Origin of the sequence: Branchiibius sp. NY16-3462-2 (genome assembly GCF_001594145.1) — a bacterium.
Taxonomy (GTDB): Bacteria; Actinomycetota; Actinomycetes; order Actinomycetales; family Dermatophilaceae; genus Branchiibius.
Map to the genome: position 1 here is coordinate 88,979 of NZ_LVCF01000004.1, position 26,608 is coordinate 115,586.

A 26,608-nucleotide genomic window follows, 5' to 3' on the forward strand; every position below is an offset into this window, starting at 1 on the left:
AAAGGAACATCATCATGCGTCTCATCACCCGCGCCGCGGCCACGGCCGTGACCACGCTTGCCCTTACCCTCGGTGTCGCCGAGGTCGCCTCCGCCCACGTGCGCGTCATCCCCTCCTCCACGGCGCCGGGCAGCTACTCCGTGCTGACGTTCAACGTGCCGGTCGAGTCCGACACCGCGAACACCGTTGCCCTTACGGTGAATCTGCCCACCACGACACCATTCACCTACGTCAGTGTCCGTCCGACTCCGGGCTGGACCGCGAAGGTCACCACCGAGAACCTCGCCAACCCGGTCAAGGACGATGACGGCAACATCATCACCAAGGCCCCGATCAAGGTCGAGTGGACCGCGACCGACGGCGGCCTCGCCCCCGGTCAGTTCGGTCAGTTTGCGATCCAGGCCGGTCCGCTGCCCAAGTCCGGAACCGTGTACTTGCCCACGCAGCAGAAGTATTCGGACGGCAAGATCTCCAACTGGGTCCAACAGGCACAGGGCAATGCGGAGCCGGAGTCCCCGGCACCGAGCTTCGAGATCACCGCAGCCGCCGCTACTCCCGCCGCGGCGGACAGTGGCACCAACCCGTGGGCACTTGCCGGTGGTGGGGCTGGCATCGCGCTGCTCGGTGGGGTCGTGGGTGGCGTCGTCGGCAGCCGGGTCTCCCGCCGTCGATCGGACTCTGTCGTTTCGGATTCCGGTACGTCGACCGAGGACCAGGCCGCGGACCGCACCTCGGTCCCGGCCTAGGCAGTGCGGCGCATCGTCGCCGCGGTCGCACTCCTGCTGGTCCTTCTCGTCTGGTCGGCCCCGACGGCCGCCGCCCACGCGTACGTCATCTCACAGTCGCCGACCAGCGGCGCTGAGTTGGCGGCGTCGCCGGCGGCGGTCGTCGTGCGGTTCTCCGAACCGGTCGCCCTTGCCTCGGGAACTGCCACGTCCGTAGTCTCCAGCTCCGGTGAGCGGGTCGACAACGGGTCACCGGTTCTGCGGGGGGACCTGCTGACGATTCCGTTGCGGCACAGTCTACCCAGAGACGTCTACGTCGCCAACTGGTCGGTGATTTCCGCCGATAGTCACCCGGTTGGTGGCTCCCTGCAGTTCGGCGTGGGCGTCCCGACCACGGCCGTCGCCGAACCTGCTGCACCGCAACCGAGTTCCCTGCTGCAGCTGATCAACGGTGTGCTCAAGGGTCTGGTCTATCTGGGGCTGGTCGCGGCGCTGGGCGCTCCGATCGCTGCTCGACTGCTGCACGTCTCGCTACCGACCCGCTGGGTGGCCGCCGGCTTCCTGGCGGCCGCGGCCGGCTCCGTGCTGCAGATCCCGGTCCAGTACCTGTGGGGTGCCTCGGCCAGTCGCGCGACCTGGGGTGGGTTGGTGCAGTCGTTCGGTTCGACCTATGCCCTGACGATCTACCTGCGCGTGGTCCTGCTGGTGCTGGCGTGGGTCGTGCGGCGGTGGCTGTCCGTGTTTGTCGTGGTGGCGTTGCTCGTCGTCGCGACGGTGGTCCGCAACGGTCATGGCGGCGCCGAGGGCGGCTGGATCTTCGTCTCGACCCTGGCGCACGCGATCGCGGCTACCGCGTGGATCGGCGGACTGCTGGTGCTGGGTTGGGCGATGCTGACCCGGCGGCTCGAGGTGGCCCAGTTGCGGCGGTTGCCGTTGTGGGCCCGGTACGCCGGCGCTGCGGGCGCGGGCATCGCGGCGACGGGCGGGGCCCAAGCCGTCGTGCAGGTGCGGTATCCAGCGGCGCTGGTCCACACGACGTACGGGTGGGTGCTACTGGCCAAGGTGGCGCTGGTCGCCGTCGCCGGATTCTTCGCGATCCGCGGAAACCGTTGGGTGACAACGCATTCCCGTCTAGCAACCCGACCTGAGCCAGGAGAGACCGCGCGCCTGCGGCGGTTCGCCCGGCGCGAGGCCGTTCTCGGGACCGCGATCGTGATCGTGTCGGGAGTGCTGTCCTCAGTCGACCCCGCCCAGGCGACGTACGCACCCACCACGCCCCAGACCCTCACCGCAGGGCCGTACACCGTCGAGCTGCGCATCGCGCCCGCACGCCGGGGTCCGGTCGGCTTCCGGGTGACGGTGACCGGCGCCGCAGACGCCACGCCGCTGGCCCAGCAGGTCGACCTGACGCTGAACCAGCCGGGTGGCGCGACCCGCGCGCTACCGGTCGAGTTCACCGCCCGCATCCCCGGGACCATCCACTCCGGCCAACCCGTCCCGATAACGTTCGTCAGTTCGGTGGTCGTGCTCCCCGATATCGGTGACTGGCAGGCCCAGCTGACCGTTGTGGCCAGCGAGACCGAGCAGTACAGCGCCGCAACCCAATTCACTGCTTACTAGGAGTTGTGATGGCCCGATACGAATCCGTGCTAGAGGCGGTTGGTGGTACGCCGCTGATCCGGCTCACCCGTGGCGTCCCGTCGGGCGGGCCGCGGGTCTACGTCAAACCGGAATGGCTCAACCCCGGTGGCAGCGTCAAGGACCGGGCCGCAGTGTGGATGCTGCGGCAGGCTGAACGCGACGGGCTGCTCCGCCCGGGCGGCACCGTCGTGGAACTGACGAGCGGCAATACGGGCATCGGATTAGCAATGGCCGCAGCGCATCTGGGCTATTCGTGCGTCATCTTCACGAGTTCGAAGATCTCGAGCGAGAAGCGCAACCAGATCACGGCGTACGGCGCGCGGCTGGAGTTGGTCGACACGTTCGTGCCGAAGGATCACCCGGACAGCCTGCGGTCGCATGCCGAACGCTTCGTGGAGCAGACACCCGGCGCGTGGTTGGCGGCGCAGTACGACAACGCGGCCAATGCGCAGGCGCACTACGAAACGACCGGGCCGGAGATCTGGGCGGACACCGACGGCCAGGTGACGCACGTCGTGTCGACCATCGGCACCGGCGGCACCATCTCGGGGACCGCCCGGTATTTGAAGGAGATCAGTGGAGGACGCGTCCGGGTGATCGGCGCGGACCCGCTCACCTCGTCGTACGCCGGGGGAGACGGCAGCCAGAAGGCGATCGAAGGCGCGGGTCACTTCGTGCATCCGGAAGCGACGGTCGATATCTGGCCGACCGCCCTCGACCTGAGCCTGATCGACAAGATCCTCCCGGTGGCCGATGAGGACGCCATCGCCGCCATCCGGGAGTTGGCGACCACCGAGGGGATCCTCGCGGGCGGATCGTCCGGGGTGGCCCTGGCCGCAGGACGATGGGTGGCGGCGGACTTGGGTTCCGACGACGTCGTCGTGATCCTGCTGCCGGATTCGGGGCGCGCGTACCTGTCGACCTACTTCAACCGGAAGTGGTTGGCGGACAATGGGTTCGGGACGCTCGAGGACACACCCTCAGATCCCGCCGTCTTCGTGACCGCGCAGGAGGCAGGAGTAGCAGCGGCCGCCCGGTTGATCGCCGACGGGATCCCGCAGGATGCTCCGGTCTTCGTGGCGTATCCGCGTGAGCGGCGCGTCCTCGCTCCGCATCCCAGTGACCTGCTCGGCTGGACGACACCAGCGTTACTACGCGATCACGAGACGGCACGGGCCGCCGCCCGGCCGCTCAGCCCTGACACGGTCAGCCCCGTCCTGCGCAACGGCCGGGTCGTCGGCGTGCAGGGGGACGCCGGGCAGGGCGATCTGCAGTAGGAATCAACTGCAGATCGTGGTCGGCTGGTTGCCCGGTGCGGGCTTGAATTGCTCGGAGTGTCCGTGCTCGTCGCGGAAGAACACGCGGTCTCCCACCAACTTCACCTCGCCGCGTTGTTCGGGGTTGTCCCAGCCGGACGGTGGATTTCCGTTGCCGTCGTCCAGCACGCCGTCGACGCGCGTGAACCAGTTGGCGTCGATCTGGAGATCGCGAATGCCGCAATGCATATACAGACTCACCGATCGCCACGACGGTTCGCCAGCGGACGACGTGCAGCCGCTCAGGCCCAGGAGCGGGGCCACGAGCAGAACCGGCCACCGACGCATCCTGCGATCATGTCAGCGTGGCCCCCGTCCCGGAACCGCATAGCGGTCACCGTTTGCGCATCGCTGCTACGGTCTGTCGTCCATGAGCGAGCAGAGTCGCCGCGACCAATTGTTGGACCGCGTGGTGGACTACGTGCTGGAGCACGGTGTCGCCGATCTGACGTTGCGCGATCTGGCCGCGGCGGTGGGTTCGAACAACCGGATGTTGATCTACTACTTCGGTAGCCGGGACGAGTTGATCCACACGGCTCTGGAATCAGCGGCCGCTCGCTTTCCTCGAATGGTTTCGCTATTCGAGGTGTTGGACGATACGGCGAATCCCCCTGCTATACGGTTCCATTCGGCCTGGGACCTGATCGGCGCGCAGGAGAACCTGCCCTTCCATCGACTGTTCTTCCAGGTGCTGGGCTTAGCTGGGTTCGCCCCTGACCGGTTCGCCGGGTTCCTGGCGACCGTCGGTTCGGAGTGGTCAGCGCACGTACAGGAAGCGCTCGTCAGCGACGGATGGGATCCGATCGAGGCGATGGCGACCGCACATGCTGTGGTGGCCACGTGGCGTGGTCTGCAACTGACCCTGCTTAGCGGTGGCGATCCCGTCGTGGTCGCGGAAGCCGCGCGCCGCAGCATCGAAGCCCTCGTCGTCCAGGTCGCCGAATCTGCTGTGTAAACATCGTGTTTCAGCCCTTCCGCCGAAAGTGAACCATTTGGTTCACTCAAAGGCATGGCATCGCACTCCACGCCCCGCCGGATGCGTCTCGGCGTCTTCGAAGTCGCCGGTCCCCAGGTCGGCGGAACGCTCAGCTGGCCCCACCCGAGGGCAACCTCAAAGCGCTACCACGAGCCGTCGTACTGGGTGGATATGGCTCAGCTCCTCGATGGGGCGGGCTTCGACTTCCTCTTCTTCGCCGACGGGTACGGTTACCCGGCGATCGACGGGGACATCGCGCCCGGAGCCGTCCAACACGGCGTCAACTTCGGCAGCCTCGACCCGATGCTGCTCATCCCGATCCTGGCCCAAGCGACGCGGCGACTCGGTTTCGTGGTCACGTCCTCGACCGGCCTGGACCACCCGGTGCAGATGGCCCGGCGGTTCGCCACCCTGGACCACCTCACCGGCGGCCGGATCGGCTGGAACATCGTGACCGGGTCCTCACAGAACGTGATCGCCGAGGTCTTCGGGCATGACCAGATGGCCAAACACGATGACCGCTACGCGCAGGCGGCGGAGTACGTCGAACTGGCCACCAAGTTCTGGGAGACCGTCTGGGAGGACGACGCTCTGGTGATGGACCCGGCGACTGGGGTCTTCGCCGACGGGTCCAAGCTGCACCGGCTCGAACACGACGGGACCCACTACCGGTCCTCGGGCTACTTCACCGTCGACCCGTCCCCACAGCGCACCCCCGTGCTGTTCCAAGCAGGCACCTCGCCCGCGGGTCGGCAACTGGCCGCCACCTGGGCGGAGACCGTCTTCGTCCAGGGGACGACCCCGTCCCACACGGCGGGCAATGTCGCCGACATCCGCCGACGCGCGTTCGAGATGGGCCGGGACGGGGACGCCGTCATCACGATGGCCGGGGTCTCGGTGACGGTCGCCCCCACCAGCGCCGAGGCAGCCGACCAGCGGGCAGCCTTCGACGCCCTGCAGAACGATGCCGTGGTCAATGCGCTCTACGCGGGCAACACCGGCATCGACCTGCTGTCGTTGGATCCGGCCGGGACTCTGGAGCAGGTGATCGGCACGGGAGCGGTCGGGCAGATGGGTACGAGCAACATCGAGCGCTTCCTCGGGCCGGATGCGCCAACAGTCGGCCAGATCATCGATGATCTGCGCGGCAAAGGGACTCGCGGTTTCCAGGTCACCGGTTCGCCCACGGAGGTCGCCGACCAGTTGGAGGACCTGATGGTGACGACCGGCCTCGATGGCTTCTTGCTGGAGCCAATCTTCGATCTACCCGACCTGACCGATTTCGTCGAGCTGGTGGTGCCGCAGTTGCGTCGGCGAGGGCTGCTGCCGGACGACCCAGATACCGGTACTTTCCGCTCGCAACTCGGCATCGGGGCAGCGACGAACCCGGACCGACTCGCCGCCACGCATCCGGGGCACGCGGGTGAGTCGGCCATCATCGAGGAGAGCGCCTAGTGGCGACAGGGATCGCCTCGGCGCTGACCCAGGTCGGCGGACCAGACCGGATCAAGCACGCCTTCGGCCGCTTCACCCAGGGTGTCGTCGCACTGGCAGCCTTGATCGATGACCACCCGGAGATCATGGTCGTCTCGACCTTCACCGTCGGTGTGTCCTTCGACCCGCCGTTGGCCTCATTCGCAGCCGATCATCGCTCGGTCACTTGGCCGCAGCTGGCCAGGGCCGAAGCGATTGGTGTCACGGCGCTGTCTGGCGAACAAGCTTCTGTCGTCTATCAGTTGGCGGGGTCCGACCGGGCTCGCCGGTTCGATGCCGTGCCGTGGTCGGTCGGCGATCAAGGGGAGGTCCTGCTGGACCACGGCGCCGCCTGGTTCAGCTGTGCGCTGGAAGCCGCTCATCCGGCCGGGGATCACGATATGGTGCTGCTCCGCGTCCGCAGTCACGCGGACGAACCAGGGCGTCGGCCCATCATTCTGCAGCGCAGCACATTGCACACCCTGGACGCGGCCTCGTAGTTCAGGTCAGCCGCCGTTGGCGCACAACTGCTCCATCGGCAGCCGCAGCGTCGTCTGCGAGGTGTCGGCCGGGTTGAAGCAGACCCATACGATCCTGCCCTGCTGAGAGAACTCAGCCGCCGACACGGTCCCGGTGGTTTCCAGCGAACGCCCGTTCGCGACGTACGCCACCCGCAACGACAGGTCGGAGCCGGACGGGGTGGACGAGACCACGGACCCCGCCGCCATCCCACGGGTCGCCACGACGGCCGGTTGCGACACGTGTCTCCAGACCAGGACCCCCACCAGCAGCACGAGGACAGGGAGCAACAACCTAGGGGAGAGCTTCGGCATTGCGCCTTCTCTGGGTGAAGCGACGCACCCGTCGGACCAGGACGTACCCCGCCCACGCCATCAACGCCAGAATGATCACAACCAGAATGGGGACGAAAACCGCTGCGAGACTGAGGAAAAGCGCCGAGATGTCCTCCGAGACGGACAGCACCGGGGCTGCGACCCCACCGGTCGACACATTGGCGACGGGCCGGATGGCGGTCTTACCGCTGTGCATGATGCCGGCGATGACCAGACCGCCGACGAAGCCCAGCCACGAATGGTCCTGCATGAACTGGGAGTGATCCAGCTGGGATGACGCCTGCACGCCGGCGCCGATCACCCCGCCGGTCAGCGGTCGGATGATCGTGCCGGCCATGTCGTTGATGCTGTCGACGGCGGGGATCTTGTCCAGCACGATTTCCGAGATCAGCAGCAGCGCCGCGATCCCGATCGCCCACCACGAGCCGATCCACGCGAAGCCCGGCGGTAGGTCGATGACCGTGGTGAAGCGGTCGAGCACGCCGACGATCAGGAACGGGATGTAGGCGTTGAGCCCTGCGGCTGCGGTGAGGCCGAGGCCGGTGAGCAACGCGAACATGGCCCCAGAATCTAGGTAGGGGGCGCAGAACGCAAACGCCTAGGATTCACGGTGTGAAGGTTCTCTCCGCTGTCGCCTGGCCGTACACCAACGGGCCGCGCCATATCGGCCATGTCGCCGGTTTCGGTGTGCCCTCCGATGTGTTCAGCCGGTACATGCGGATGGCCGGTCACGACGTACTCATGGTCTCCGGCACTGACGAGCACGGCACCCCGATCCTGGTCCTGGCCGACCAGGAGGGGCTGTCCGTGCAGGAGGTCGTCGACAAGTACAACGCGATCATCGCCCAGGACCTGGTCGACCTTGGTCTGTCGTATGACCTGTTCACCCGCACCACGACGCGCAACCACTACGCCGTGGTGCAGGAGATGTTCCGCACCATCCACGCCAACGGTTACCTGGTCGAGCAGACCGCCACCTCGGCGATCAGCCCGTCCACCGGGCGCACGCTGCCGGACCGCTACCTCGAAGGCACTTGTCCCATCTGCGGATTCCCCGAGGCGCGCGGCGACCAGTGCGACAACTGCGGGAACCAGCTGGACGCCTCCGACCTGATCAACCCGCGCTCGAAGATCAACGGGGAGACCCCGGAGTTCATCGAGACCCAGCACTTCTTCCTCGACCTGCCCGCGCTGGCCGACGCGTTGCAGGAGTGGCTGGCCGCGGTGGACGAGCGCGGCGACTGGCGCCCCGGCGTCATCAACTTCGCCAAGAACATCGCGAACGACATGAAGCCGCGCGCGATGACCCGCGACATCGACTGGGGCATCCCCGTCCCGCTGCCCGGCTGGGAGGGCAAGCGGCTCTACGTCTGGTTCGACGCCGTTATCGGTTATCTGTCCGCCTCCATCGAGTGGGCCCGCCGGCTGGGCGAGCCCGAGCGGTGGCGCGAATGGTGGAACGACCCGGAGGCCGTCTCCTATTACTTCCAGGGCAAGGACAACATCACCTTCCACGCCCAGATCTGGCCGGCGGAGTTGCTGGGGTACGCCGGTGCCGGCGCCAAGGGTGGCACCCCGGGGGAGTACGGCGTGCTGGACCTGCCGACCCAGGTCGTCGCCTCGGAGTTCATGACCATGGAGGGCAAGCAGTTCTCCACCTCCCGCGGTCACGTGATCTACGTGCAGGACGTCGTGGCCCGCTACGGCCCCGACCCGTTGCGCTACTTCATCAGCGCCGCTGGCCCGGAGACCGCTGACGCCGACTTCACCTGGGCCGAGTTCGTCCAGCGCAACAACTCCGAACTGGTCGCCGGTTGGGGCAACCTGGTCAACCGCACCGCCACGATGATCAACAAGTCCTTCGGGCAGATCCCGGCACCGGGTGAGCTGGAGCCGGTCGACAAGGAACTGTTGTCGGAGATCTCCGAAGGGTTCGGCACCGTCGGTGACCTCATCGAGCGACACCGGCAGAAGGCCGCCCTGGCCGAAGCCATGCGCCTGGTCCGCCTCACCAACGCCTATGTGTCCGAGACCGAGCCGTTCAAGCTCAAGTCGCAGGACCAGCAGGAGCGGCTGGCCACCATCCTGCACACGCTGGCCCAGTCGGTCTCGGATCTGAACACGATGCTGGCGCCGTTCCTGCCGCACGCGGCCAACCGCGTCGCCCAGGTGCTCGGAGCGACCGGGGAGTTCATGCCGATGCCCCGGCTGGAGACCGTCGAGGACCTCGACGACTCCTCGCGCAGCTACCCGGTGATCACCGGCGACTACTCCCGCACCCCGCGCTGGGGTTCGGTCCCGGTCACGGTGGGTACGCCGATCGGCAAGCCCGCGCCCGTCTTCACCAAACTCGACCCCTCGGTGGTCGAGGAGGAGATTGCGCGCCTGAGTCCCTCATGACCCACCACTCGTCACGAGGGCAGGCCCCCGAGCCGCCCACGCCACTGCCGCTGCCGGTGGTGGACAACCACACCCACCTGGACATCGGCCGCGACGGCGGAGCACCGCCTGACGTCGCCGAGGCCATTGCTGCGGCCCGCGCCGTGGGTGTCGACCGCCTGGTGCAGATCGGCTGTGACCTCGCTGGTGCCCGGTTCACCGCCGAGATGATTGACCAGTACGCCGCGTTGCTGGGTGGCGTGGCCATCCACCCCAACGAGGCCCCTCGCCACGCCGCCGCCGGTGATCTGGAGTCTGCGTGGGCCGAGATCGAGGCGCTTGCGGCCCATCCACGGATCCGGGTGATCGGCGAAACCGGTCTGGACTACTTCCGCACCGGTCCGGAAGGTGTTGCAGCACAACAGGATTCGTTCCGGTGGCACATCGATCTGGCCAAGCGGACCGGCAAGGCACTGCAGATCCACGACCGGGACTCCCACGAGGACGTGCTGCGGATCCTCGCGGAGGAAGGCGCACCCGAGAAGACGGTGCTGCACTGTTTCTCTGGTGATGTACCGATGGCGCGGGAGTGCGTCGAGCGCGGCTACTACCTGTCCTTCTCCGGGACGGTCACGTTCAAGAACGCGCGAACCCTGCGTGATGCACTGGCCGTGACCCCGCTGGACCGCCTCCTGGTGGAGACCGATGCCCCCTACCTCACCCCGGTGCCGTACCGCGGGTCCGGCAACGCGCCGTACCTGATCCCGATCACGGTCCGGGCGATGGCCGGCACGCTCACTGTGGACGTGCCCACCCTGTGCCGGGCGCTCTCGGACAACAGCGAGGCGGTCTACGGGCCCTGGTGACCGGCCCACAGCACGAGGCGGTGAAAAAATTTGTGATCGTCCTCACCGGCGTTACAGCTGTCTTACGACTCGGTGAATTCCGCGGAATACCGCGCCAGGATCGATCACAGGCTTTTACCAGCAAAGCAGTCCCACGCCAAGATGTGAACGATCTTTCGTTATCCAAATTTGACCTTCCCCCCTGCCGTCGTTCACGGTAGACGTCGTTAGCCCGAGAGCGGACTCCTTCTCGGATGGACCTGAAAACGGGTCGGGACGCACGACGCGATGTCGTCGACGCAGTCCCACAAGCGCCGGAACCCTCATCCCGAGGGCCTTCGTGCGCCTGTCATCCACCGCCGCCCGAGGGGAAGTACGACATCGGAGAATCGTGACCTTTCGCATCACCCCTGCCCGCATGACCATGGCGGCTTCCAGCCTGATCGCCGTGTCCGCGCTCGCCGCGTGTGGCACGAGCGGTTCGGACTCCGCAGCGAACCTGCAGCTGAAGCCCTCGACGAGCGCCACCAGCAGCTCGTCCGCAGCACCCTCTTCTTCCGCGGCCCCGAGCAGCGCGACCCCGTCCACGACGACGTCGAGCAAGGCTGCCGCGAAGCCGACTACCAAGCCCACCGCGAAGGCGACCAAGCCGGCATCGCGTGGCGAGGCCCGTCCGGCCACCACGACCCGCACCGTGACCGACACCACGACCCTCGGCTTCTCCACAGTGAAGAAGTACGACTCGACCCTGGCCAAGGGCACCAGCAAGGTGACCACCGCCGGTCAGTCCGGTTCGGCCAAGCTGACCATCAAGCAGACCCTGGTCGGCGGCAAGGTCGTCAAGTCCGTGACCGTGGACCGCGATGTCACCAAGGCGCCGGTCAACAAGGTCGTCACCATCGGCACCAAGAAGGCCGTCGCCACCCCGGCACCGGCGCCTGCCCAGTCCACCTCGGGTGGGTCGTCCAGTGGCGCGGGTCTGAACCTGGCCCGTGCGGCCATGTGGGACCGCATCGCCTGGTGCGAGTCCGGTCAGCGCTGGGGCCTCGTGGCCTCGAACAGCACCGGCACCTACTACGGCGGTCTGATGATGACTCGCGACGCCTGGCGCATCGGCGGCGGACTGAAGTTCGCTCCGGTTGCCAGCGGAGCCTCGCGCGCCGAGCAGATCACCGTGGCCAACAGCCTCTACGCGCAGCTCGGCCTGAAGCCGTGGAGCTGCCGCGGCGCTGCCTGATCGGTAGCTACCGGCTGACGAAGGCCCCCGCACCCTTGATGGGTGCGGGGGCCTTCGCGCACCATAATCTCATATGCTGAGACGGTCGGAAGGGTGAATTTCCGCGGCATTCCGCGGTAAATGACATCGTTGTCGTTTCAACAGCCCAGGATCGGGGACTGAGGCGCCATTCCGCCGGTTCCGTGAGACTGCGGCATCCTGCGGCTGCAGACCGCCGCGTGGCGATAGGTCACTCCAGTCACACCAGTCACATTTTTCCCATCTTTCGCAATGGTCACGGGCGCGTCATAGTCCTACGAGAGAACTGACCTACCGCCGACCAGGGAGCACCATGACCAGCGCCACGCTCGACGCGTCCCGGCCACGGACCGCACCGCGCCACCAGCGGCCGCGGCCCAGCACGCTGAACACTCTCGCGGGCAAGGGGCTCATCTCAGCGGTGGCGATCCCGGCCACCGCCGGAACGGCTGCCGGTGCCTCGCTGCTCGCCGCGGGGGCGGCTGACGCGGCCACGATCAAGCCGGCCGCAGCGGTACAGGTCGGCCTCAGCGCGCCCACCGCGGTCAGGGCTGCGACGAGCACTGCGATCGTCACGATCGGGTACGGCTCGACCGGCTCCCTGGTGAAGGTGGTGCAACAGCGGGTGGGCGGTGTCAGCGTCGACGGCGTCTTCGGCCCGAAGACCCTCGCCGCGGTCAAGTCCTTCCAGTCCGGCAGGCACCTGGTGGTCGACGGTGTGGTCGGACCGCTCACCTGGAAGGCCCTGGGCGGCTTCCCGGCGACCGGCGGTGGCACCTCCCGGGACGGCGGCCGCACCTGCACCGTGGGCGCGACCCTGCGCTACAACGCCACCGGCAGCTCGGTCAAGGTGCTGCAGAAGGCCCTGGGTCTGCAGACCGACGGCTGGTTCGGTCCGGTGACGCTGGCTGCGGTCAAGTCGTTCCAGTCCTCCAAGGCACTGGTGGCCGATGGCGTGGTCGGTCCGGTGACCTGGAAGGCCCTGGGTTGCACGCCGACCACGACGACCCCGCCGGTCACCACACCGCCACCCAGCACGCCGCCACCCACCGGCGGCACCGGTGGCGGCAGCACGCCGCCGTTGAACCTGGCCCGCGCGGCTATGTGGGACCGCATCGCCTGGTGCGAGTCCGGTCAGCGCTGGAGCCTGGTGGCCACCAACAGCACCGGCACCTACTACGGCGGTCTGATGATGACCCACGACGCGTGGCGTATCGGTGGCGGTCTGGCGTTCTCCTACAACGCCAACCAGTCCTCCCGCGAGGAGCAGATCACCGTGGCCAACAGCCTGTACGCCCAGCTGGGCCTGAAGCCGTGGAGCTGCCGCCACGCAGCCTGACCGTTCGTCCCTCGGCACCCGATTAGGGTGGCGCCATGGGTCTGCTCACGGCTGCTGACATCCGCGCGCTCGCGGCACAGCTCGACGTACGACCCACCAAACAATGGGGTCAGAACTTCGTCATCGACCCCAACACGGTCCGCAAGATCGTCCGCCTGGCCGGGGTCGGTCCGCAGGACGTGGTGCTGGAGATCGGGCCCGGGCTGGGCTCGCTGACGCTGGCCCTGCTGGAGCAGGTGCGGCACGTCACCGCCGTGGAGATCGACCCGCGGCTGGCCGCCCAACTGCCGCACACCGTGGCCGAGCACGACGACGCGAGCCGGCTGACCGTCGTACCCGGCGATGCTTTGCACCTCACCGCTCTGCCCGACCCGCAGCCGACCGCGATGGTCGCCAACCTGCCCTACAACGTGTCGGTGCCGGTCGTGCTGACCTGTCTGGAGCGGTTCCCGAGCATCCAGCGGGCGCTGGTGATGGTCCAGTTGGAGGTCGCCGAGCGACTCGCGGCACGGCCGGGATCCAAGGTCTACGGCGCCCCGAGCGCCAAGGCGGCGTGGTGGGCCGATGTGCAGCTGGCCGATCGGGTGGGCCGCAACGTCTTCTGGCCGGCGCCCAATGTGGACTCGGGGTTGGTGTCTTTCGTACGCCGCGACCCACCGGTGACGACCGCGTCCCGCGAGCAGGTGTTCGCCTGTGTGGACGCCGCCTTCGCGCAGCGCCGCAAGACGTTGCGTTCCGCCCTCTCGGGGTGGGCCGGGTCAGCCGCCGCAGCCGAGGCTGCCTGCCGGGCGGCCGGGATCGACCCCGGGCTACGCGGCGAGCGGCTCACGATCGAACAATTCGCGGCGATCGCCGAACACCTAAGGTGAGCGGCATGGAGCCCGTCACCGTCTCCGCGCGCGCCCCCGGCAAGATCAACCTCGAGCTGCGGGTTGGTCCTCGGGGTGCGGGCGGCTTCCACGAGTTGGCGACGATCTTCCACGCGGTCAACCTCTGGGAGCATGTCGAGTTGGCGTTGGCCGCGGCCGACACCTGCCACGTCGAGGGTCGCCAGGCACACGCCGTACCCACCGATTCCTCCAACCTGGCGGTCCGCGCGGTCGAGGAGTTGCGCCTGCTCACCGGTATCGCCGAAGGCGTGGCACTCACGATCCAGAAGGGCGTCCCGGTGGCGGGTGGAATGGCCGGCGGATCCGCCGACGCGGCCGCTGCGCTCCTTGCGGCGGATCAGCTCTTCAACCTGGGCCTGCCCCTGACCGAACTCGAGCGGGTGGCCGGGCGCCTCGGCAGCGACGTCGCGTTCTGCCTGACCGGAGGGACGGCGCTGGGCACCGGCCGGGGCGAGTTGCTCGCGCCGGTCCTGGCCACGGGTGCGCTGGAGTGGGTTCTGGTCACGCACCCGGAGGGTCTGTCAGCTGGTGCGGTGTACGCCGAGTGCGACCGTCTGCGGGCAGATCGCGCCGTCCCCGTGCCGCAGGCGGATCCGCAGTTGCTCGGGGCGTTGCGGCAGGGCGACGCCGCACAGATCGGGCCGTTATTGCACAACGACCTACAGCCAGCAGCGTTTTCGTTGCTTCCGGCCCTGCGCGACACGATCGACATCGGACTGACCGAAGGCGCGGTTGGTGGCTTGGTCTCCGGTTCCGGGCCCACGTGCGCGTTCTTGGCCGAGGACGCCGAGGACGCCGATGATCTGGCGAACATCCTGTCGCAGAAGGGTTTTCCCGGTGAGGTGCTGCGTGCGACCGGTCCTGCGCACGCCGGCGTGCTCGGCGTGGCTGATCTGCTCTGACCCTTTCCGACGCGGTGACCGGACGGTGACCCAGACGATCGACGGCCGTTACCGCCGGGAAATCTGGTTGAAACGGGCCGTAGCTAGCGTCTCGGCATAGCTTCCCCGCATTCCGTCCGGGGAGCGATGCCGGCCCTCGCGGCCGGATGACCGACCGCTTAGGAGTTCCCTTGACCGCTTCTCATCGTTCCCCCGGCCCGTCTCTCGACCGCCGCGGCCTGCTGCGTTTCGCCGGGCTCGGCGGCGCAACCCTTGTCAGCGGTGCCTTGCTGTCCGCATGTGGCAGTAGCTCATCGAGTTCGTCACCGTCTGCGACCGGGGGCACCTCCGGCGGCGGCAAGGGCAGCTTCGGCGACGTCGCCGTGCAGCTGTCCTGGATCAAGAACATCGAGTTCGCGGGAGAGTACTTCGCGATCGAGCGCGGGTACTTCACGCAGGCCGGCTTCTCCAATGTCAACCTGCTGGCGGGAGGCGGCAGCACCGGTGCTGAGGAAGCGGTGTTGTCCGGCAAGGCTCTTCTGGGTCTGTCCTCCCCGTCGATCACCGCACCGCAGGTCGCCAAGGGCGCGGACCTGAAGATCATCGGATCGACCTACCAGAAGAACCCGTTCTGCCTGTTGTCCCTGGAGGAGAAGACGCCGATCAAGACGGTGGCCGACCTCAAGGGCAAGAAGATCGGTGTGCAGTCCGGTGGTAACCAGACGATCTTCGAGGGCTTCCTGAAGGCCAACGGCCTGTCGCCGAGCGACGTCACCATGGTCACGACGCTCTACGACCTGGCGCCGCTCTACGCCGGCAAGTACGACGCGCACATGTCCTACATCACCAACGAGCCGATCCTGGCCAAGGCCAAGGGATACACCCCGGTCGTCCTCGGCTTCGCCGACAACGGACTGCCCTTCACGGCGGAGACCTACACGGTCACCGGTGCCTCGATCAAGAGCGACCGCGACAAGTTGAAGGCGTACCTCAAGGCAGCCGTCCAGGGCTGGACCGCCGCGATCAAGGACCCGGCGCAGTCGGCGAAGTACGCGGTGGACAAGTACGGGGCCGACCAGAAGCTGAACCTCACCGAACAGACCGCGGAGGCGACGGCGCAGAACGGTCTGATCGTCACCGAGGACGTGAACACCAACGGGCTGTTCACGATGACCGACGATCTGATCGCCAACAACATCAAGGCGTTGAAGGCGATGGGCACCGAGGTCACCGCGGAGCAGTTGTTCGACCTGTCGCTGATCGAAGAGGTGTTCAAGGAGAACCCCGACCTGATCGTCAAGTTCACCATTCCCACCAGTTGACGTCTCGGGTGCGGGCCGCTCTTGTCGGGCGGTCCGCACCCGGACGATGGGCCACGGGCCTGAAAGGTATTGCGCTGCATGACTTCTGAGACGACTCTCACCTCGACCGTCGCTACCAGTGATCCGGCGGCCAATCCAGAACTGGCGACCGGGATCAACCTGCAGGGATTGACCAAGACCTTCTCGCTCGGCCGCAAGTCGGTTCAAGCGCTCGCGGAAGTCAACCTGGGCACCAAGCGCGACTCGTTCATCTCGTTGCTCGGCCCGTCGGGGTGTGGGAAGTCCACCATCCTGCGGATCATCGCCGGTCTGGAAACCCCCTCGACCGGCCAAGTGCTGGTCAACGGGATGTCCGCCAAGGAGATCCAGCGGGCGCACGAGATCGGGATCGCCTTCCAGGACTCGGCGCTACTGCCGTGGCGGACCATTGAGCACAACGTCCGGCTGCCGTTGGAAGTCGCTGGTATCAAAGCGGATCCGAAGCTCATTGCCGACCTGATCTCCCTGGTCGGGTTGTCTGGTTTCGAGAAGGCCAAGCCGGCCCAGTTGTCCGGCGGTATGCGCCAGCGGGCGTCCATCGCGCGGTGTCTTGCGGTGCAGCCGACGCTGATGCTGCTGGACGAACCGTTCGGGGCTCTCGATGACATGACCCGGCAGCGGATGAACCTGGAGTTGCAGCGGATCTGGACCGAGCGTCCGGCGACGACTCTGATGGTCACGCACGGCATCTCCGAGGCCGTGTTTCTCTCGGATGTCGTCGCCGTCATGAGTCCGCGGCCGGGCAAGATCGACCAGGTCGTGCCGATCGACCTGCCGCGGCCGCGTACCCCGGATCTGCAGCGGGCGCCGGAGTTCCACGCCTACGTGGACCAGTTGTCGGAGATCCTCTTCGGCAGCCACGGCGGTGACCCGCACGGTGAGGTCGCCGACGGTGAAGTGGACACGGCCCAGGAGGCATCGGCGTGAGCGTGAGCGCTACGTCACCGGACACTCTGGCTGGCTCCGGACGCCGGTTGTCCTGGCGTTCGCTGGCCAGTTTGCCGCCGTGGGTTTCCGGCCTGATCGGCACCCTGCTGATCATCGCCGCGTGGTGGTTGATCTCCATCATCTTCTTCGGACCCGAGGGCGCGGTGCCATCGCCGGTCAACGTGGTGAAGGAACTCGTCAGCGACTTCGGGGATCCGATCTACTGGAAGGCGGTTGCTGCGACCGGAGGCGCCGCCTTGGTCGGGTACCTATGGGGCACGCTCATCGGACTCCTGATGGCCGTGGTGGTGCTGTTGTTGCCGATCACCGAGGGCGTCGTCACCCAGTTGGCCGTGGTGTGCTCCTGTATCCCGCTGACCGCGATCGGGCCCATCGTGACGTTGATGACTCCTGCGGGAAGTCGCGGCACGAGCATCTTCCTGGCCGGGATCAGTGTCATCTTCACCACCGTGGTGGGCGCCATTCTCGGTTTCCGGGCAGCCAGCCAGACGCAGTTGGACGTGGTCAGTGCCTATGGCGGTGGCCGCTTCAAGCAATTGACGAAGGTACGGCTGATTGCCGCATTGCCGGCCATCATCGCCGCGTTGAAGATCGGTGCGCCGGCGGCGTTCCTGGGTGCGGTGCTGGGGGAGTACTTCCTCAGCGGGGTCGACTCCGGCATCGGTATCCAGTTGCTTGCTGCACAGGCCGACAACGCCTCGGTGCGGTTGTGGGCGTTGGCGATCACCTGTGGTGCTATCGCCGGGCTGGCGTATGCGGTGATCGGTCTGATCGGCAGATTGGTCGCGCCGTGGTCGTCCGGTTCCACTGAAGAGCAGGGGGTGCTCTGATGGCCGCGGTGACCTCCGATGCGGTGTCGGGGCCAGCGTCGACGACTACGAACGAGTGGCGCTACTTCATCACGCGATCCTTGAAAACTCTTGGTGCGGTGCTGATCTCCGGAATCATCCTGCTGATCCTGTGGCACGTCATCGTGTCGCGCAGCGGGGTGAGCCCGTTCATCGCGAAGAAGCCGATCGACGTCTGGAACTACCTGACGCAGGACGGCGTGAACGGCAAAGCCGCCGATCATCGCTCCAACCTGCTGTCGCTGCTGTGGGTGACCCTCCGGCACGCGGCGATCGGTTTCGTCTTCGGGGTGCTGGCCAGTGTGATCGTTTCAGCGATCTTCGTGCTGGTGCGGCCGGTCGAGTTCATGTTCATGCCGATCGCGATGTTGCTGCGGACCGTGCCGCTGTTGGCGATGGCACCGGTGATCTACGTGATCTTCGGTAACGGGTTGGTGACGTGTGCGCTGATCGGGACGATCGTGGTGTTCTTCCCGCTGCTGGTGAACGTGACGCTCGGATTGCGCAGTGTCAGTAAGCAGTCCGCGGACCTCGTGAGCGTGTACGGCGGCAACCGATTCACCATCCTGCGCAAGGTGGCTGTGCCCACGGCGCTGCCCTACTTCTTCGCGGCGATGCGGATCGCTGTGCCGGGTGCGATCACCGGAGCGATGCTCTACGAGTGGTTGTTCACGTTTGAGGGGATGGGCGCTGCGGTGCAGTCCGCCAAGGCGCAGGGCGACTACGCCCAGATCTGGGCGGTGACCTTTACGGTGACCGTGGTTGCGATCGCGCTCTACATGGTGGCGACCTTCATCGAGTCGGCGGTGCTGGCCAAGTGGGGTCCCAATGCGGGGAAGGCGACTGGCTCCTGAGCGCTCCGCTGGTTGTCGACACCGACCTCGGGTCGGATCCCGACGATGAGTTGGCGCTCGCATTCGTCTGGGGCTCATCGGAGTTCGACCTGCGGCAACTGATCGTGTCGTACGGCGATGTGCAGGTTCGCGCGTCCATAGCGCAACGGATGGCGGCGTTGACCGGTCATTCGTTACGAGTCGCGGTGGGGCAGGACCGTCCCCTCTCGGACGCCCCGGTGTGGTGGTCGGGTCAGGAGGGATCGGCGTACGGCGAGCTGGCGCCACCTGCGGAACTGGAGCCGGTCGACCTCGGACTGGCCAGCGGGGGAATCCTACTCGGCATCGCGCCGCTGACTACCATCGCCGCAGGATTCGCCGCCGCACCGACGGTGCCGCCCGCACTGGACCGGCTGGTGGTGATGGGGGGTGACTTCCGGAGGCACGCGGCACCCGAGCACAACGTCGTCTCGGACGTGGACGCGGCCCAGGCGGTATTCGACTCGGACGCAACGATTCTCGCTATCGGCCTGGACGTCACGCGGCAGGTGCGGTTGTACGCCGGGGAGTTGCGGCAGGTCGCGGCGGCGGGTCCGTTGGGCGCGATCCTCGGCCGGGAAATCGACGGGTGGTTGGCCCGGTGGGACGAGGACTACGAGGTGCCACACGATCCGGTGACCGCACTGGCGTATCTCGAGCCAGAGTTGTTCGAGTTCTCCCGGCCGGGGCGGGTCGTCGTATCCGATGATGGCGCAACGCGTTTCGCGCCAGGGGAAGGACGGACCAGCATCGCGACGGCGGTCAACGCCGAAGTGGCCGCCCGGAGCGTTGTGCGGCGGGTGCTTCGTGGTCTGTCGGTTCAGGCCACCGACGCCTGATAGATCTGCTCGATGGACTGGTCGAGCGTGGCGTTGAACTCCTCGTCGCTCTGGTGCACGTTGAGTCCTTCGAGCAGCGCGCGGCTGAAGCTGGCGATCAGGCCGGGGTTGCGGCGCAGGTGCTCGTCGGCTTCCTCGCGTGAGTAGCCGCCCGACAGGGCAACCACGCGTGCGACATTCGGGTGTCGCATCAGGTCGTTGTAGAAACCGTCGACGCTCGGCAACGAGATCTTGATGGCGACCAGGTTGTCGCCGATCCGGGGCAGCCACTCCAGGATCGCGGCCTTGAGGAGTTCCTCGGATCGTTGCTTGTCCGGGGCGTGGATGTCGATCTCTGGTTCGAGGATGGGCAGGAGGCCGGCAGCGATCACCTGTTGGGCAACAGCGAACTGTTGGTCAACGATCCGGTGGATACCGTCCGGATCCGCAGAGTGGATGACGGATCGTTCCTTGGTGCCGATGACGCCCTGAGCTGCGGCCTTCGCCAAAGTTTCGTCGAGGCCGGGGATGTCTTTCATGATCTGCACGCCATCGGCTTCGTCCTGCAGGCCCTTGTCGATCTTCAGGAACGGGATGACGCCCTTGACCGACCACAGGTAGTCGGCGGTGGGCCGGCCGTCGACCTCGCGGTCCATGGTGTCTTCGAACATGATGGCGGCAAGGACCCGGTCGCCGGTGAAGGCCGGACTGGTGACGATACGGGTGCGCTCGGCGTGGATGAGGTCGAACATCTCTGCGTCGCTGGAGTACTCCGACGAGTCGATGCCGTACTGCGCGAGCGCTTTGGGGCTGCTGCCGCCGCTCTGGTCGAGAGCCGCGATGAATCCGTCCGCGTTGCGGAACCGGTCGAGTTTTTCCGTGTTCGGCATGGGACCCTCCGTCGATGCGCCTGTGCACTCCCGACATTACGGCAGTCGGCTGCAGAGAGTCGTCAGCCTCTCTGTTTGTTGAAGTACTCCTGCTGGGCAGGGAATTAGTCTTTCCAATCCGGCGCCGGTGCACCGGCGCTCGCGGCGACCAGTTGGTCGAGGTAGTACTCCCAGCCGGGGCCGACACTGCCGATGGCAGTCGGTTACCCCGATGTTCGGGCAGGTGCCGCTGCGCGGCTCAGTCGCCGGGGGTGGTGATGTAGGTGCGGCCGGTGGGGCTGGTCCAGGTGCAGACCCCGGTGGGGGACATCGTGACTTTCCAGCCGCCTTCGTGTTTGGCGCGGTGGTGGTGTCGGCACAGGCATTGCAGGTTGCCTGCGGTGGTGTCTCCGTCGGGGTAGCGGATGACGTGGTCGATGTCGGACAGTTTCGCGGGCCTGGTGCAGCCGGGGAAGCGGCAGTGTTGGTCGCGGGCTTGGACGAACCGGGCCAACCTCGCACCGGGCCGGTAGGAGCGGTCACCGGTTTCCACCACGGTGCCGGTGGTGGCGTCGGTGAGGGCTCGGGACAGTTTCACTCCGAGTAGGTGGGTCATTTCGGTGATGGTCCGGGCGGGGATGACCCCGACCCGGGGTAGCAGCAGGTCACCGATCATCCCGGCACCGGTGGCTTTGGTTGGTGGGCGGTGCTGGTGGGTGAGGTTGTCCGGGTCGGGCACGTGCTCACAGCCTGGTGGACTGCCGCTTGGTGCATCCGGTGGACTGGTTTGTCGCTGGAGTTCCGTGGCTGTGGCGATGGCGTTGAGTTCGGCGAGTTCGGCATCGAACAGCGCCCGGAGTTCGTCGTCCATCAGGTCACGGCCGTTGATCGGGACCAGCCCTTCGTCGCGCAGGTCCTGCTCGATCAGCGCTTCATGGGCTAGCAGGGATGCCTCGTCGAAATCCACCCCATCGAACAGGTCCTCGCCGGGGTCACCCGCGAACGGGTCCGCCCAGTCCTGGACAGACGGAACCGCTGGTTCGGGGGTGTTGATCGGGATCAGGAACGTCAGCCGGGTGTCGACACCGACCCCGGCCAGCGCAAGGTCAGTGAGGGCATTGACCCGGCATTCCGCCAACGTCTTGTCGGTCGTGGTGACTGAGTGCAGGTCCCGGGCTAATTGGTCGATGGCGGCCATCAGTTTCGCCGCATCCAGAGTGGGTAGCACCGCGGTCAGTTCCGACAGGCCTGGTTCGTGATGCTCACGGACGAACACCCCCACCGCCGAACGACGCCGTGCCTTCGCTGCGGCATCGGCTCCGACCGGGTCCAGGCGCACCCGCAGCCGGCGAGCCTTCGCCCGTAGTTTCGCTGCTGTGGTGGTTTCGGGGTCACCGGCCAGAACCCGGTCCTGAACAGCCTGGGTGACGTGTTCGGGGGCACCGTGGGTGACGTCGGCGACGACGGTGGCTTTGAACGGGTCCAACCCACCGGCACCGACCCGGTCCAGCAACCGCGGACACTGCGACAGGGTGTCGATGGCGTCGCTGATCCGGTTACCGGCTTGCCGGTCCGACCAGCCCAGGCGGGTGGATAGTTCCAGGGGGAACCATTCATCGACGTACGACCCCGGCTCATGCCGCACCTCCCGCGACACCAACCGCGGCAACGCGTCCTCGACCGTGTTGGGGTCCTCGCGGTGCTCGATCGCCGCAGCCTGGGTGATGCGGTGGGTCTGCACACCCCACGCGGAGTTCTGCACCCGCTGCGCGGCCGCCACCTCAGACAGCAACGCTTCTTCCGACAGGGCAGCAGCACCCGAACCGGCCCGGTCATACGCGACCTGCAGCAACTGCTCAGCGGCCGCCAACAAGTCCGCAACCGAGGCATCCGACAGCGCCTTCTGGCGGATCACGGAGCGGGTCGCGGACATACCCATAGTGTACTGGTGTTCGACACCCGGAACCAGATATACACAGCCCGAATTCGGCCCAATTCACTACGCTCACAGCGGAATTCGTAGTCAATCCCGCACCGATCAATTCATGCTGGGCCACGAGCAACGACGCTGGCGCGACTAAAGTCGGCCGCATGAACTCGTGGGAGCCCATCCTCGAAGCCGTGGGTGCTGCAACAGCCGGCCGGAGCGACGACGCCCAAGAGACGTTGCAGGCCTGCTGGGAGCGCACCCAGCCCAGCGACCACGCTGAGCGCTGCGTGATCGCTCACTATCTGGCTGACCAACAGACCGACCTCAATCTGGAGACGGAGTGGGACGCGCGTGCTCTCGCTGAGCACGCCCAGGTCGAGGAGTCGGCCTTCACGGCCTTGGGCATCGACGCTGCCGCCGGGTTCGCACCCAGCCTCCACCTCAACCTTGGCGACGATTACCTTCGCGCCGGTCAGCTCGAGATGGCTCGCGAGCAACTCGCGAAGGCCCTTGCGGCAGAACATCTTCTGCCTGATGGGGGATACGGAGCGATGATCCGTCGGGGTATCGATGGCCTACAACATCGGCTGGACGCACTCTCGGAGTAGCCGCTACGGCACGTAGGGCGTTCTTTACTACTCAAGTGCGTCGGAAAGCTCCAGCCAGCGGTCCTCCAGCTCGACTTTCTCCTCCTCCAACTCCGTCACTTGCGTTGTGAGAGAGGCTAATCCGGTGTAGTCGTCCTGGTCGTGCCCCGCCATCTTCGCGTGTAGCCCGGCAACCAGATCGTCGATCTTGGCCATGCGGCGCTCGGCTGCGGTGAGCTCCTTGCGCAGCGACTGCCGCTGCGCACCAGACAACTCAGGCGACGAATCGGCCTCAACCGCAACGTTTTTCGAAGGGACCGCGTGCCGCAACGACAGGTACTGGTCCACCCCGCCAGGCAGGTGGCGCAGGCCGCCCTGCCACACGGCGTACTGCTGATCGGTCACGCGCTCGATCAGGTAACGGTCGTGCGACACCACGATCAACGTGCCCGGCCACGAGTCGAGCAGGTCCTCCATCGCAGTCAGCATGTCGGTGTCGACGTCGTTGGTCGGCTCGTCCAGGATCAACACGTTCGGCTCGGACAACAGGATCAACAGCAGTTGCAAGCGCCGCTGCTGCCCACCGGACAACTCGCCGACTCGGGTGGAGAGTTGCTCGCGCTGGAAGCCCAACCGCTCCAACAACTGCGCCGGCGTCATCTCCTTGCCGTCAACGAAGTAGGTCGTCTTGGTCCGCGCCAGTACGTCGCGCACCAACTCGTGCTTGACCGGCTCCAGCTGGGTCATCCGCTGGTCCAGGATCGCCAATTGCACTGTCTTGCCACGCTTTACGCGGCCTTCGGTGGGAGGAATCAGTCCCGCGATCACGCCGAGCAGCGTCGACTTTCCCGCACCGTTGGCGCCGAGGATGCCGGTCCGCTCACCCGGCGCAATCCGCCAGGTGATGTCGTGCAGCACTCGCTTTTCGCCGAAGCTCACTCCGACGTCGAACAGATCCACGACGTCCTTGCCCAGACGCGCCGTCGCGAGCTTGGTCAGCTCGATGCGGTCCCGGACCGGAGGCACATCCTCGATCAGCTGGTTGGCGGCGTCGATGCGGAACTTGGGCTTCGACGTACGCGCGGGTGCTCCCCGCCGCAACCAGGCCAACTCCTTGCGCATGAGGTTCTGCCGCTTGGCCTCCGTGGCGGCCGCCTGTCGGTCGCGCTCGACCCGGGCCAGCACGTACGCCGCGTAGCCGCCCTCGAACGGTTCGACGATCCCGTCGTGCACCTCCCAGGTGCTGGTGGCGACCTCGTCGAGGAACCACCGGTCGTGCGTGACGAGCAGCAGCGCGCCCTGCCCAGCCCGCCACCGGCGGCGTAGGTGATCGGCCAGCCAGGTGATGCCCTCGACGTCCAGGTGGTTGGTGGGCTCGTCGAGCATCACCACGTCCCAGTCACCGACGAGGAGCGCAGCGAGCGCCACGCGCCGTTGCTGGCCACCGGACAACGACGAAAGCGGCGCGTCCCAGGGCAGGTCGGAGACGAGCCCGTTGATCACGTCGCGGATCGCAGGGTCACCCGCCCAGACGTGGTCGGGGGTGTCGCCGACGATGCTCTGCCCGACCGTCTGGTCCGTGACCTGGTCTGCCTGGTCCAGTACGCCGATCCGCAGGCCCCCGCGGTGCGTCACCCGGCCGGCGTCGGGGGTGAGGCGACCTGCGAGCACGGACAGCAGGGTGGATTTCCCGTCGCCGTTGCGGCCCACGATCCCGATCCGGTCGCCCTCGTCGACGCCGACGGTGACGGAGTCGAAGACCCGGCGGGTGGGGAAATCGACCGCGATGTTCTCAGCGCCGAGCAGATGTGCCACGAGGATCAAGCCTAAGGCGCGGGGGCTGTCGCTACCGAACGGAGTAGGGGTATGTGTTCACAAAGCCGACGGTGCCTACTTAATCCCTCGTGCGCGCGGAGCATGGCGAGAAACAGGCGATCCTTCATCCCGTAGTCGTGCGCGATCACGCCCGCGGAAATACCGAGATCGGCAGCAGCATCGGCGAAAGTGGCTCTCGCATAAGCTGTCTCGGCTATCGCGGGGTGACATCGCCAGGACGTCGATGGATCGCCGGCAGCCGGTACTCGGACTCGTCAGCGGGGTAGGCCGCGGGGGATCCGACGTTTTCGATCGGCTGCCCGCCGGTCATAGCCCCACCGTAGGAGCCGACGGCAGTCGCGCCACTGCCTGGTAACTAGATCGGGCGTCCCTGCGATCTCATACTGGTCCTTGATGATGCGATACAGGTCATCGCGTGCGTCTGTTCGCTGAACATCAGTGGCGTTCGATTGTGCCTCCAGTCGCTGTCGCACCTCAACAATGTCGTCATAGATGACCGGCGGGATCACTCCGTCGGCGGCCCAATGTGGAGCGACATCTAGGAGGCGACCGACGATTTTGCAATCACTGGGCCGCTCAGCACTGTCCTCGGGAGCGAGCCACTTCAAGAAGTCGTTAAGGTCGTCGACCGCCTTCAGCCGTCGGTCCTTGTTATACCTAACGATATGCGCCACCGTCCTGACGATCCCGGGCGGCACTATCACTGCTTTCACCCATGCCTTCCCAGATTGATCGCTCCCGTCATTATGTCCCACCCGTGCGCTCTCCTCTGCCCATGTCAGCTAGCAGGGCAATTCCCGCAGCGCTCGACAGACCCTGCATCGAGAATCACCCAGGGCTCAACCCCGCAGGTCGTGGCGCAACGCCTCCTACCCTCGCGCTGCAGCACCGAGCGATGGAGCCGGGATGATCGCGAAGGACAGGCCGGATGAGGCACTCGTCGACGACCTGAGCGGGCCTCCCCGATCCGCGTTGGCGGTTCTGGCCCTCGACAAGTACGGCGTGACGCGGCTGGGCTGGGGAGATCCGGGAGAGTAGATCGACGCCGAGTTGGCCGCCGGGTCAGCCTGACTGGATAGCGTGACTCGCTACTGTGCCCTCGTGAAACGCGCTGCCGTCGCACTGCTCGCAGTCGCCAGCCTCGCCGCATGCGGTAGGGCCACGCCCGCACCCCAGCCACCAGCGCATTCGCCGACCCACCACTCCGCCACTCAGACACATTCAGCGATCCACCTGCCGCCGGCCGGGGTCGGTTTCGACTACCAGTTGGGCGGTCCGTACGCGCCGCCCAAGGGTGTGCGGATCGTGGAGCGCGACCGTACGGCACAGCCGGCCGCGGGCGTCTACAACATCTGCTACGTCAACGGGTTCCAGACCCAGCCGGAGGAGTCGAGGTCGTTCGCGGCGCAGCACCCCGACCTGGTGCTGCAGACGCCCAAGGGGCCCCTGGTCGATCCCGGGTGGCCTGATGAGTACCTCTTCGACACCTCGACTCCGGCGAAGCGGTCGGCGCTGACCACGATTGTCGGTGGTTGGATCGCCGGCTGCGGCCGCGACGGGTTTTCCGCCGTCGAGGTCGACAATCTGGACTCCTTTACCCGCTCCAAAGGCGCCTTGACTGCCGACGACAACCTCGCCCTCGCCGGTGCCTATGCGAAGGCTGCTCACGCGGCGGGACTGGGCATTGCCCAGAAGAACACCGCCGAGTACTCGGCGAAGGTCCACGCGTTGGGCTATGACTTCGCCATCACCGAGTCGTGCTACCAGTTCTCTGAATGCGCCTCGTACACAAAGACTTACCCTGTCGTACTGGATGTCGAGTACGGCGACGAGCTGGGAGAGGACGGCTTCCAACGAGCGTGCGCAGATGCGAACCGGCCCCGTGCCATGATCCTTCGCGATCACGACCTGAGCGTTCCCGGCGACGCGGACTACCTCTACCGGACCTGCCCCTAGTGGACGCGA

Annotated in this window: 26 protein-coding genes; 20 read left to right on the forward strand and 6 right to left on the reverse strand. The window is 66.7% G+C overall.

Annotation, left to right across the window (positions count from 1 at the left end):
* Positions 1-14: 14 nt before the first annotated feature.
* The 3 genes from AZH51_RS04035 to AZH51_RS04045 are packed head-to-tail and all read left to right on the forward strand — an operon-like array spanning position 15 to position 3,643.
* Entirely contained in the window at positions 15-746 is a 732-nt protein-coding gene (locus AZH51_RS04035; protein WP_291521603.1) for a YcnI family protein, read from the forward strand.
* 3 nt (positions 747-749) lie between these two features.
* Entirely contained in the window at positions 750-2,345 is a 1,596-nt protein-coding gene (locus AZH51_RS04040; protein ID WP_291521605.1) for a copper resistance protein CopC, read from the forward strand.
* Between the two features lie 8 nt (positions 2,346-2,353).
* Positions 2,354-3,643, forward strand: coding sequence for a PLP-dependent cysteine synthase family protein (locus AZH51_RS04045; RefSeq protein WP_291521607.1), 1,290 nt, complete (start codon positions 2,354-2,356; stop codon positions 3,641-3,643).
* A 3-nt stretch (positions 3,644-3,646) separates the two neighbouring features.
* Here AZH51_RS04045 and AZH51_RS04050 read toward each other — a convergent pair whose 3' ends face one another.
* Positions 3,647-3,970, reverse strand: a complete 324-nt coding sequence (locus tag AZH51_RS04050) for a hypothetical protein (RefSeq protein ID WP_291521609.1) — start codon at positions 3,968-3,970, stop codon at positions 3,647-3,649.
* Positions 3,971-4,052: 82 nt separating this feature from the next.
* Here AZH51_RS04050 and AZH51_RS04055 point away from each other — a divergent pair, with 82 nt between their 5' ends.
* Genes AZH51_RS04055 through AZH51_RS04065 form a run of 3 tightly spaced genes read left to right on the forward strand, consistent with a single transcriptional unit; the run spans position 4,053 to position 6,631 of the window.
* Entirely contained in the window at positions 4,053-4,637 is a 585-nt protein-coding gene (locus AZH51_RS04055) for a TetR/AcrR family transcriptional regulator (RefSeq protein WP_291521611.1), read from the forward strand.
* A gap of 54 nt (positions 4,638-4,691) precedes the next feature.
* The gene (locus tag AZH51_RS04060) at positions 4,692-6,113 is read left to right on the forward strand and encodes an NtaA/DmoA family FMN-dependent monooxygenase (protein ID WP_291521613.1); all 1,422 of its coding nucleotides are present in this window, start codon (positions 4,692-4,694) and stop codon (positions 6,111-6,113) included.
* Positions 6,113-6,631: a flavin reductase family protein gene (locus tag AZH51_RS04065; RefSeq protein ID WP_291521615.1), complete on the forward strand. Its 519-nt coding sequence runs from the start codon at positions 6,113-6,115 to the stop codon at positions 6,629-6,631. Before AZH51_RS04060 ends, AZH51_RS04065 begins: the two co-directional genes overlap by 1 nt.
* 6 nt (positions 6,632-6,637) lie before the next feature.
* Here the strand turns inward: AZH51_RS04065 and AZH51_RS04070 are convergent, their stop codons facing one another.
* Positions 6,638-6,964, reverse strand: a complete 327-nt coding sequence (locus AZH51_RS04070) for a hypothetical protein (protein WP_291521616.1) — start codon at positions 6,962-6,964, stop codon at positions 6,638-6,640.
* Positions 6,945-7,544, reverse strand: a complete 600-nt coding sequence (locus AZH51_RS04075; RefSeq protein WP_291521618.1) for a DUF4126 domain-containing protein — start codon at positions 7,542-7,544, stop codon at positions 6,945-6,947. Before AZH51_RS04075 ends, AZH51_RS04070 begins: the two co-directional genes overlap by 20 nt.
* Before the next feature lie 53 nt (positions 7,545-7,597).
* On the opposite strand from AZH51_RS04075, the gene metG reads away from it, so the two are divergent.
* The 11 genes from metG to AZH51_RS04130 all read left to right on the forward strand — a co-directional run bounded on the left by metG (position 7,598) and on the right by AZH51_RS04130 (position 19,442).
* The gene (metG, locus tag AZH51_RS04080; protein ID WP_291521620.1) at positions 7,598-9,385 is read left to right on the forward strand and encodes a methionine--tRNA ligase; all 1,788 of its coding nucleotides are present in this window, start codon (positions 7,598-7,600) and stop codon (positions 9,383-9,385) included.
* Complete coding sequence (locus tag AZH51_RS04085) at positions 9,382-10,230, forward strand: TatD family hydrolase (protein ID WP_291521622.1); 849 nt, start codon at positions 9,382-9,384, stop codon at positions 10,228-10,230. Before metG ends, AZH51_RS04085 begins: the two co-directional genes overlap by 4 nt.
* 370 nt (positions 10,231-10,600) lie before the next feature.
* Complete coding sequence (locus AZH51_RS04090) at positions 10,601-11,446, forward strand: resuscitation-promoting factor (RefSeq protein WP_291521624.1); 846 nt, start codon at positions 10,601-10,603, stop codon at positions 11,444-11,446.
* Positions 11,447-11,777: 331 nt separating this feature from the next.
* Positions 11,778-12,803: a peptidoglycan-binding protein gene (locus tag AZH51_RS04095; protein ID WP_291521625.1), complete on the forward strand. Its 1,026-nt coding sequence runs from the start codon at positions 11,778-11,780 to the stop codon at positions 12,801-12,803.
* Between the two features lie 35 nt (positions 12,804-12,838).
* Positions 12,839-13,672, forward strand: coding sequence for a 16S rRNA (adenine(1518)-N(6)/adenine(1519)-N(6))-dimethyltransferase RsmA (rsmA, locus tag AZH51_RS04100; protein WP_291521627.1), 834 nt, complete (start codon positions 12,839-12,841; stop codon positions 13,670-13,672).
* 5 nt (positions 13,673-13,677) lie between these two features.
* Positions 13,678-14,595 carry a 4-(cytidine 5'-diphospho)-2-C-methyl-D-erythritol kinase gene (locus tag AZH51_RS04105; RefSeq protein ID WP_291521629.1) on the forward strand — a complete coding sequence of 306 codons (918 nt, stop codon included), beginning with the start codon at positions 13,678-13,680 and terminating at the stop codon, positions 14,593-14,595.
* Positions 14,596-14,765: 170 nt separating this feature from the next.
* Positions 14,766-15,896: an ABC transporter substrate-binding protein gene (locus AZH51_RS04110; RefSeq protein ID WP_291521631.1), complete on the forward strand. Its 1,131-nt coding sequence runs from the start codon at positions 14,766-14,768 to the stop codon at positions 15,894-15,896.
* A gap of 78 nt (positions 15,897-15,974) precedes the next feature.
* On the forward strand, positions 15,975-16,862 hold the full coding sequence (locus AZH51_RS04115; protein ID WP_291521632.1) for an ABC transporter ATP-binding protein: 888 nt from the start codon (positions 15,975-15,977) through the stop codon (positions 16,860-16,862).
* A complete protein-coding gene (locus AZH51_RS04120; protein WP_291521634.1) occupies positions 16,859-17,713 on the forward strand; it encodes an ABC transporter permease in 855 nt (284 codons plus the stop codon). Before AZH51_RS04115 ends, AZH51_RS04120 begins: the two co-directional genes overlap by 4 nt.
* On the forward strand, positions 17,713-18,585 hold the full coding sequence (locus tag AZH51_RS04125) for an ABC transporter permease (protein ID WP_291521636.1): 873 nt from the start codon (positions 17,713-17,715) through the stop codon (positions 18,583-18,585). The genes AZH51_RS04120 and AZH51_RS04125 overlap by 1 nt, the downstream gene beginning before the upstream one ends.
* Positions 18,549-19,442, forward strand: a complete 894-nt coding sequence (locus AZH51_RS04130) for a nucleoside hydrolase (RefSeq protein WP_291521638.1) — start codon at positions 18,549-18,551, stop codon at positions 19,440-19,442. The genes AZH51_RS04125 and AZH51_RS04130 overlap by 37 nt, the downstream gene beginning before the upstream one ends.
* Here the strand turns inward: AZH51_RS04130 and AZH51_RS04135 are convergent.
* Positions 19,424-20,311, reverse strand: a complete 888-nt coding sequence (locus tag AZH51_RS04135) for a fructose bisphosphate aldolase (RefSeq protein WP_291521640.1) — start codon at positions 20,309-20,311, stop codon at positions 19,424-19,426. The genes AZH51_RS04130 and AZH51_RS04135 overlap by 19 nt on opposite strands.
* Before the next feature lie 238 nt (positions 20,312-20,549).
* Positions 20,550-22,223, reverse strand: coding sequence for a hypothetical protein (locus AZH51_RS04140; protein ID WP_291521642.1), 1,674 nt, complete (start codon positions 22,221-22,223; stop codon positions 20,550-20,552).
* A 158-nt stretch (positions 22,224-22,381) separates the two neighbouring features.
* On the opposite strand from AZH51_RS04140, the gene AZH51_RS04145 reads away from it, so the two are divergent.
* Complete coding sequence (locus AZH51_RS04145) at positions 22,382-22,828, forward strand: hypothetical protein (protein WP_291521644.1); 447 nt, start codon at positions 22,382-22,384, stop codon at positions 22,826-22,828.
* A gap of 27 nt (positions 22,829-22,855) precedes the next feature.
* On the opposite strand, the gene AZH51_RS04150 is transcribed toward AZH51_RS04145, so the two are convergent.
* Positions 22,856-24,622: an ABC-F family ATP-binding cassette domain-containing protein gene (locus tag AZH51_RS04150; protein WP_291521646.1), complete on the reverse strand. Its 1,767-nt coding sequence runs from the start codon at positions 24,620-24,622 to the stop codon at positions 22,856-22,858.
* A 927-nt stretch (positions 24,623-25,549) separates the two neighbouring features.
* On the opposite strand from AZH51_RS04150, the gene AZH51_RS04155 reads away from it, so the two are divergent.
* Complete coding sequence (locus tag AZH51_RS04155; RefSeq protein WP_291521648.1) at positions 25,550-25,681, forward strand: hypothetical protein; 132 nt, start codon at positions 25,550-25,552, stop codon at positions 25,679-25,681.
* 63 nt (positions 25,682-25,744) lie between these two features.
* A complete protein-coding gene (locus AZH51_RS04160) occupies positions 25,745-26,599 on the forward strand; it encodes an endo alpha-1,4 polygalactosaminidase (RefSeq protein WP_291521650.1) in 855 nt (284 codons plus the stop codon).
* The last annotated feature ends 9 nt before the right edge of the window (positions 26,600-26,608 follow it).

Bases quoted from the DNA above. Each gene is read 5' to 3' on its own strand.
- AZH51_RS04155 (WP_291521648.1), top strand. From the start codon at position 25,550: ATGATCGCGAAGGACAGGCCGGATGAGGCACTCGTCGACGACCTGAGC.
- AZH51_RS04045 (WP_291521607.1), top strand. From the start codon at position 2,354: ATGGCCCGATACGAATCCGTGCTAGAGGCGGTTGGTGGTACGCCGCTG.
- AZH51_RS04070 (WP_291521616.1), bottom strand. From the start codon at position 6,964: ATGCCGAAGCTCTCCCCTAGGTTGTTGCTCCCTGTCCTCGTGCTGCTG.
- AZH51_RS04055 (WP_291521611.1), top strand. From the start codon at position 4,053: ATGAGCGAGCAGAGTCGCCGCGACCAATTGTTGGACCGCGTGGTGGAC.
- AZH51_RS04035 (WP_291521603.1), top strand. From the start codon at position 15: ATGCGTCTCATCACCCGCGCCGCGGCCACGGCCGTGACCACGCTTGCC.
- AZH51_RS04115 (WP_291521632.1), top strand. From the start codon at position 15,975: ATGACTTCTGAGACGACTCTCACCTCGACCGTCGCTACCAGTGATCCG.
- AZH51_RS04145 (WP_291521644.1), top strand. From the start codon at position 22,382: ATGAACTCGTGGGAGCCCATCCTCGAAGCCGTGGGTGCTGCAACAGCC.
- AZH51_RS04125 (WP_291521636.1), top strand. From the start codon at position 17,713: ATGGCCGCGGTGACCTCCGATGCGGTGTCGGGGCCAGCGTCGACGACT.
- AZH51_RS04135 (WP_291521640.1), bottom strand. From the start codon at position 20,311: ATGCCGAACACGGAAAAACTCGACCGGTTCCGCAACGCGGACGGATTC.
- AZH51_RS04060 (WP_291521613.1), top strand. From the start codon at position 4,692: ATGGCATCGCACTCCACGCCCCGCCGGATGCGTCTCGGCGTCTTCGAA.
- AZH51_RS04085 (WP_291521622.1), top strand. From the start codon at position 9,382: ATGACCCACCACTCGTCACGAGGGCAGGCCCCCGAGCCGCCCACGCCA.
- AZH51_RS04140 (WP_291521642.1), bottom strand. From the start codon at position 22,223: ATGTCCGCGACCCGCTCCGTGATCCGCCAGAAGGCGCTGTCGGATGCC.
- AZH51_RS04075 (WP_291521618.1), bottom strand. From the start codon at position 7,544: ATGTTCGCGTTGCTCACCGGCCTCGGCCTCACCGCAGCCGCAGGGCTC.
- rsmA (WP_291521627.1), top strand. From the start codon at position 12,839: ATGGGTCTGCTCACGGCTGCTGACATCCGCGCGCTCGCGGCACAGCTC.
- AZH51_RS04105 (WP_291521629.1), top strand. From the start codon at position 13,678: ATGGAGCCCGTCACCGTCTCCGCGCGCGCCCCCGGCAAGATCAACCTC.
- AZH51_RS04095 (WP_291521625.1), top strand. From the start codon at position 11,778: ATGACCAGCGCCACGCTCGACGCGTCCCGGCCACGGACCGCACCGCGC.
- AZH51_RS04050 (WP_291521609.1), bottom strand. From the start codon at position 3,970: ATGCGTCGGTGGCCGGTTCTGCTCGTGGCCCCGCTCCTGGGCCTGAGC.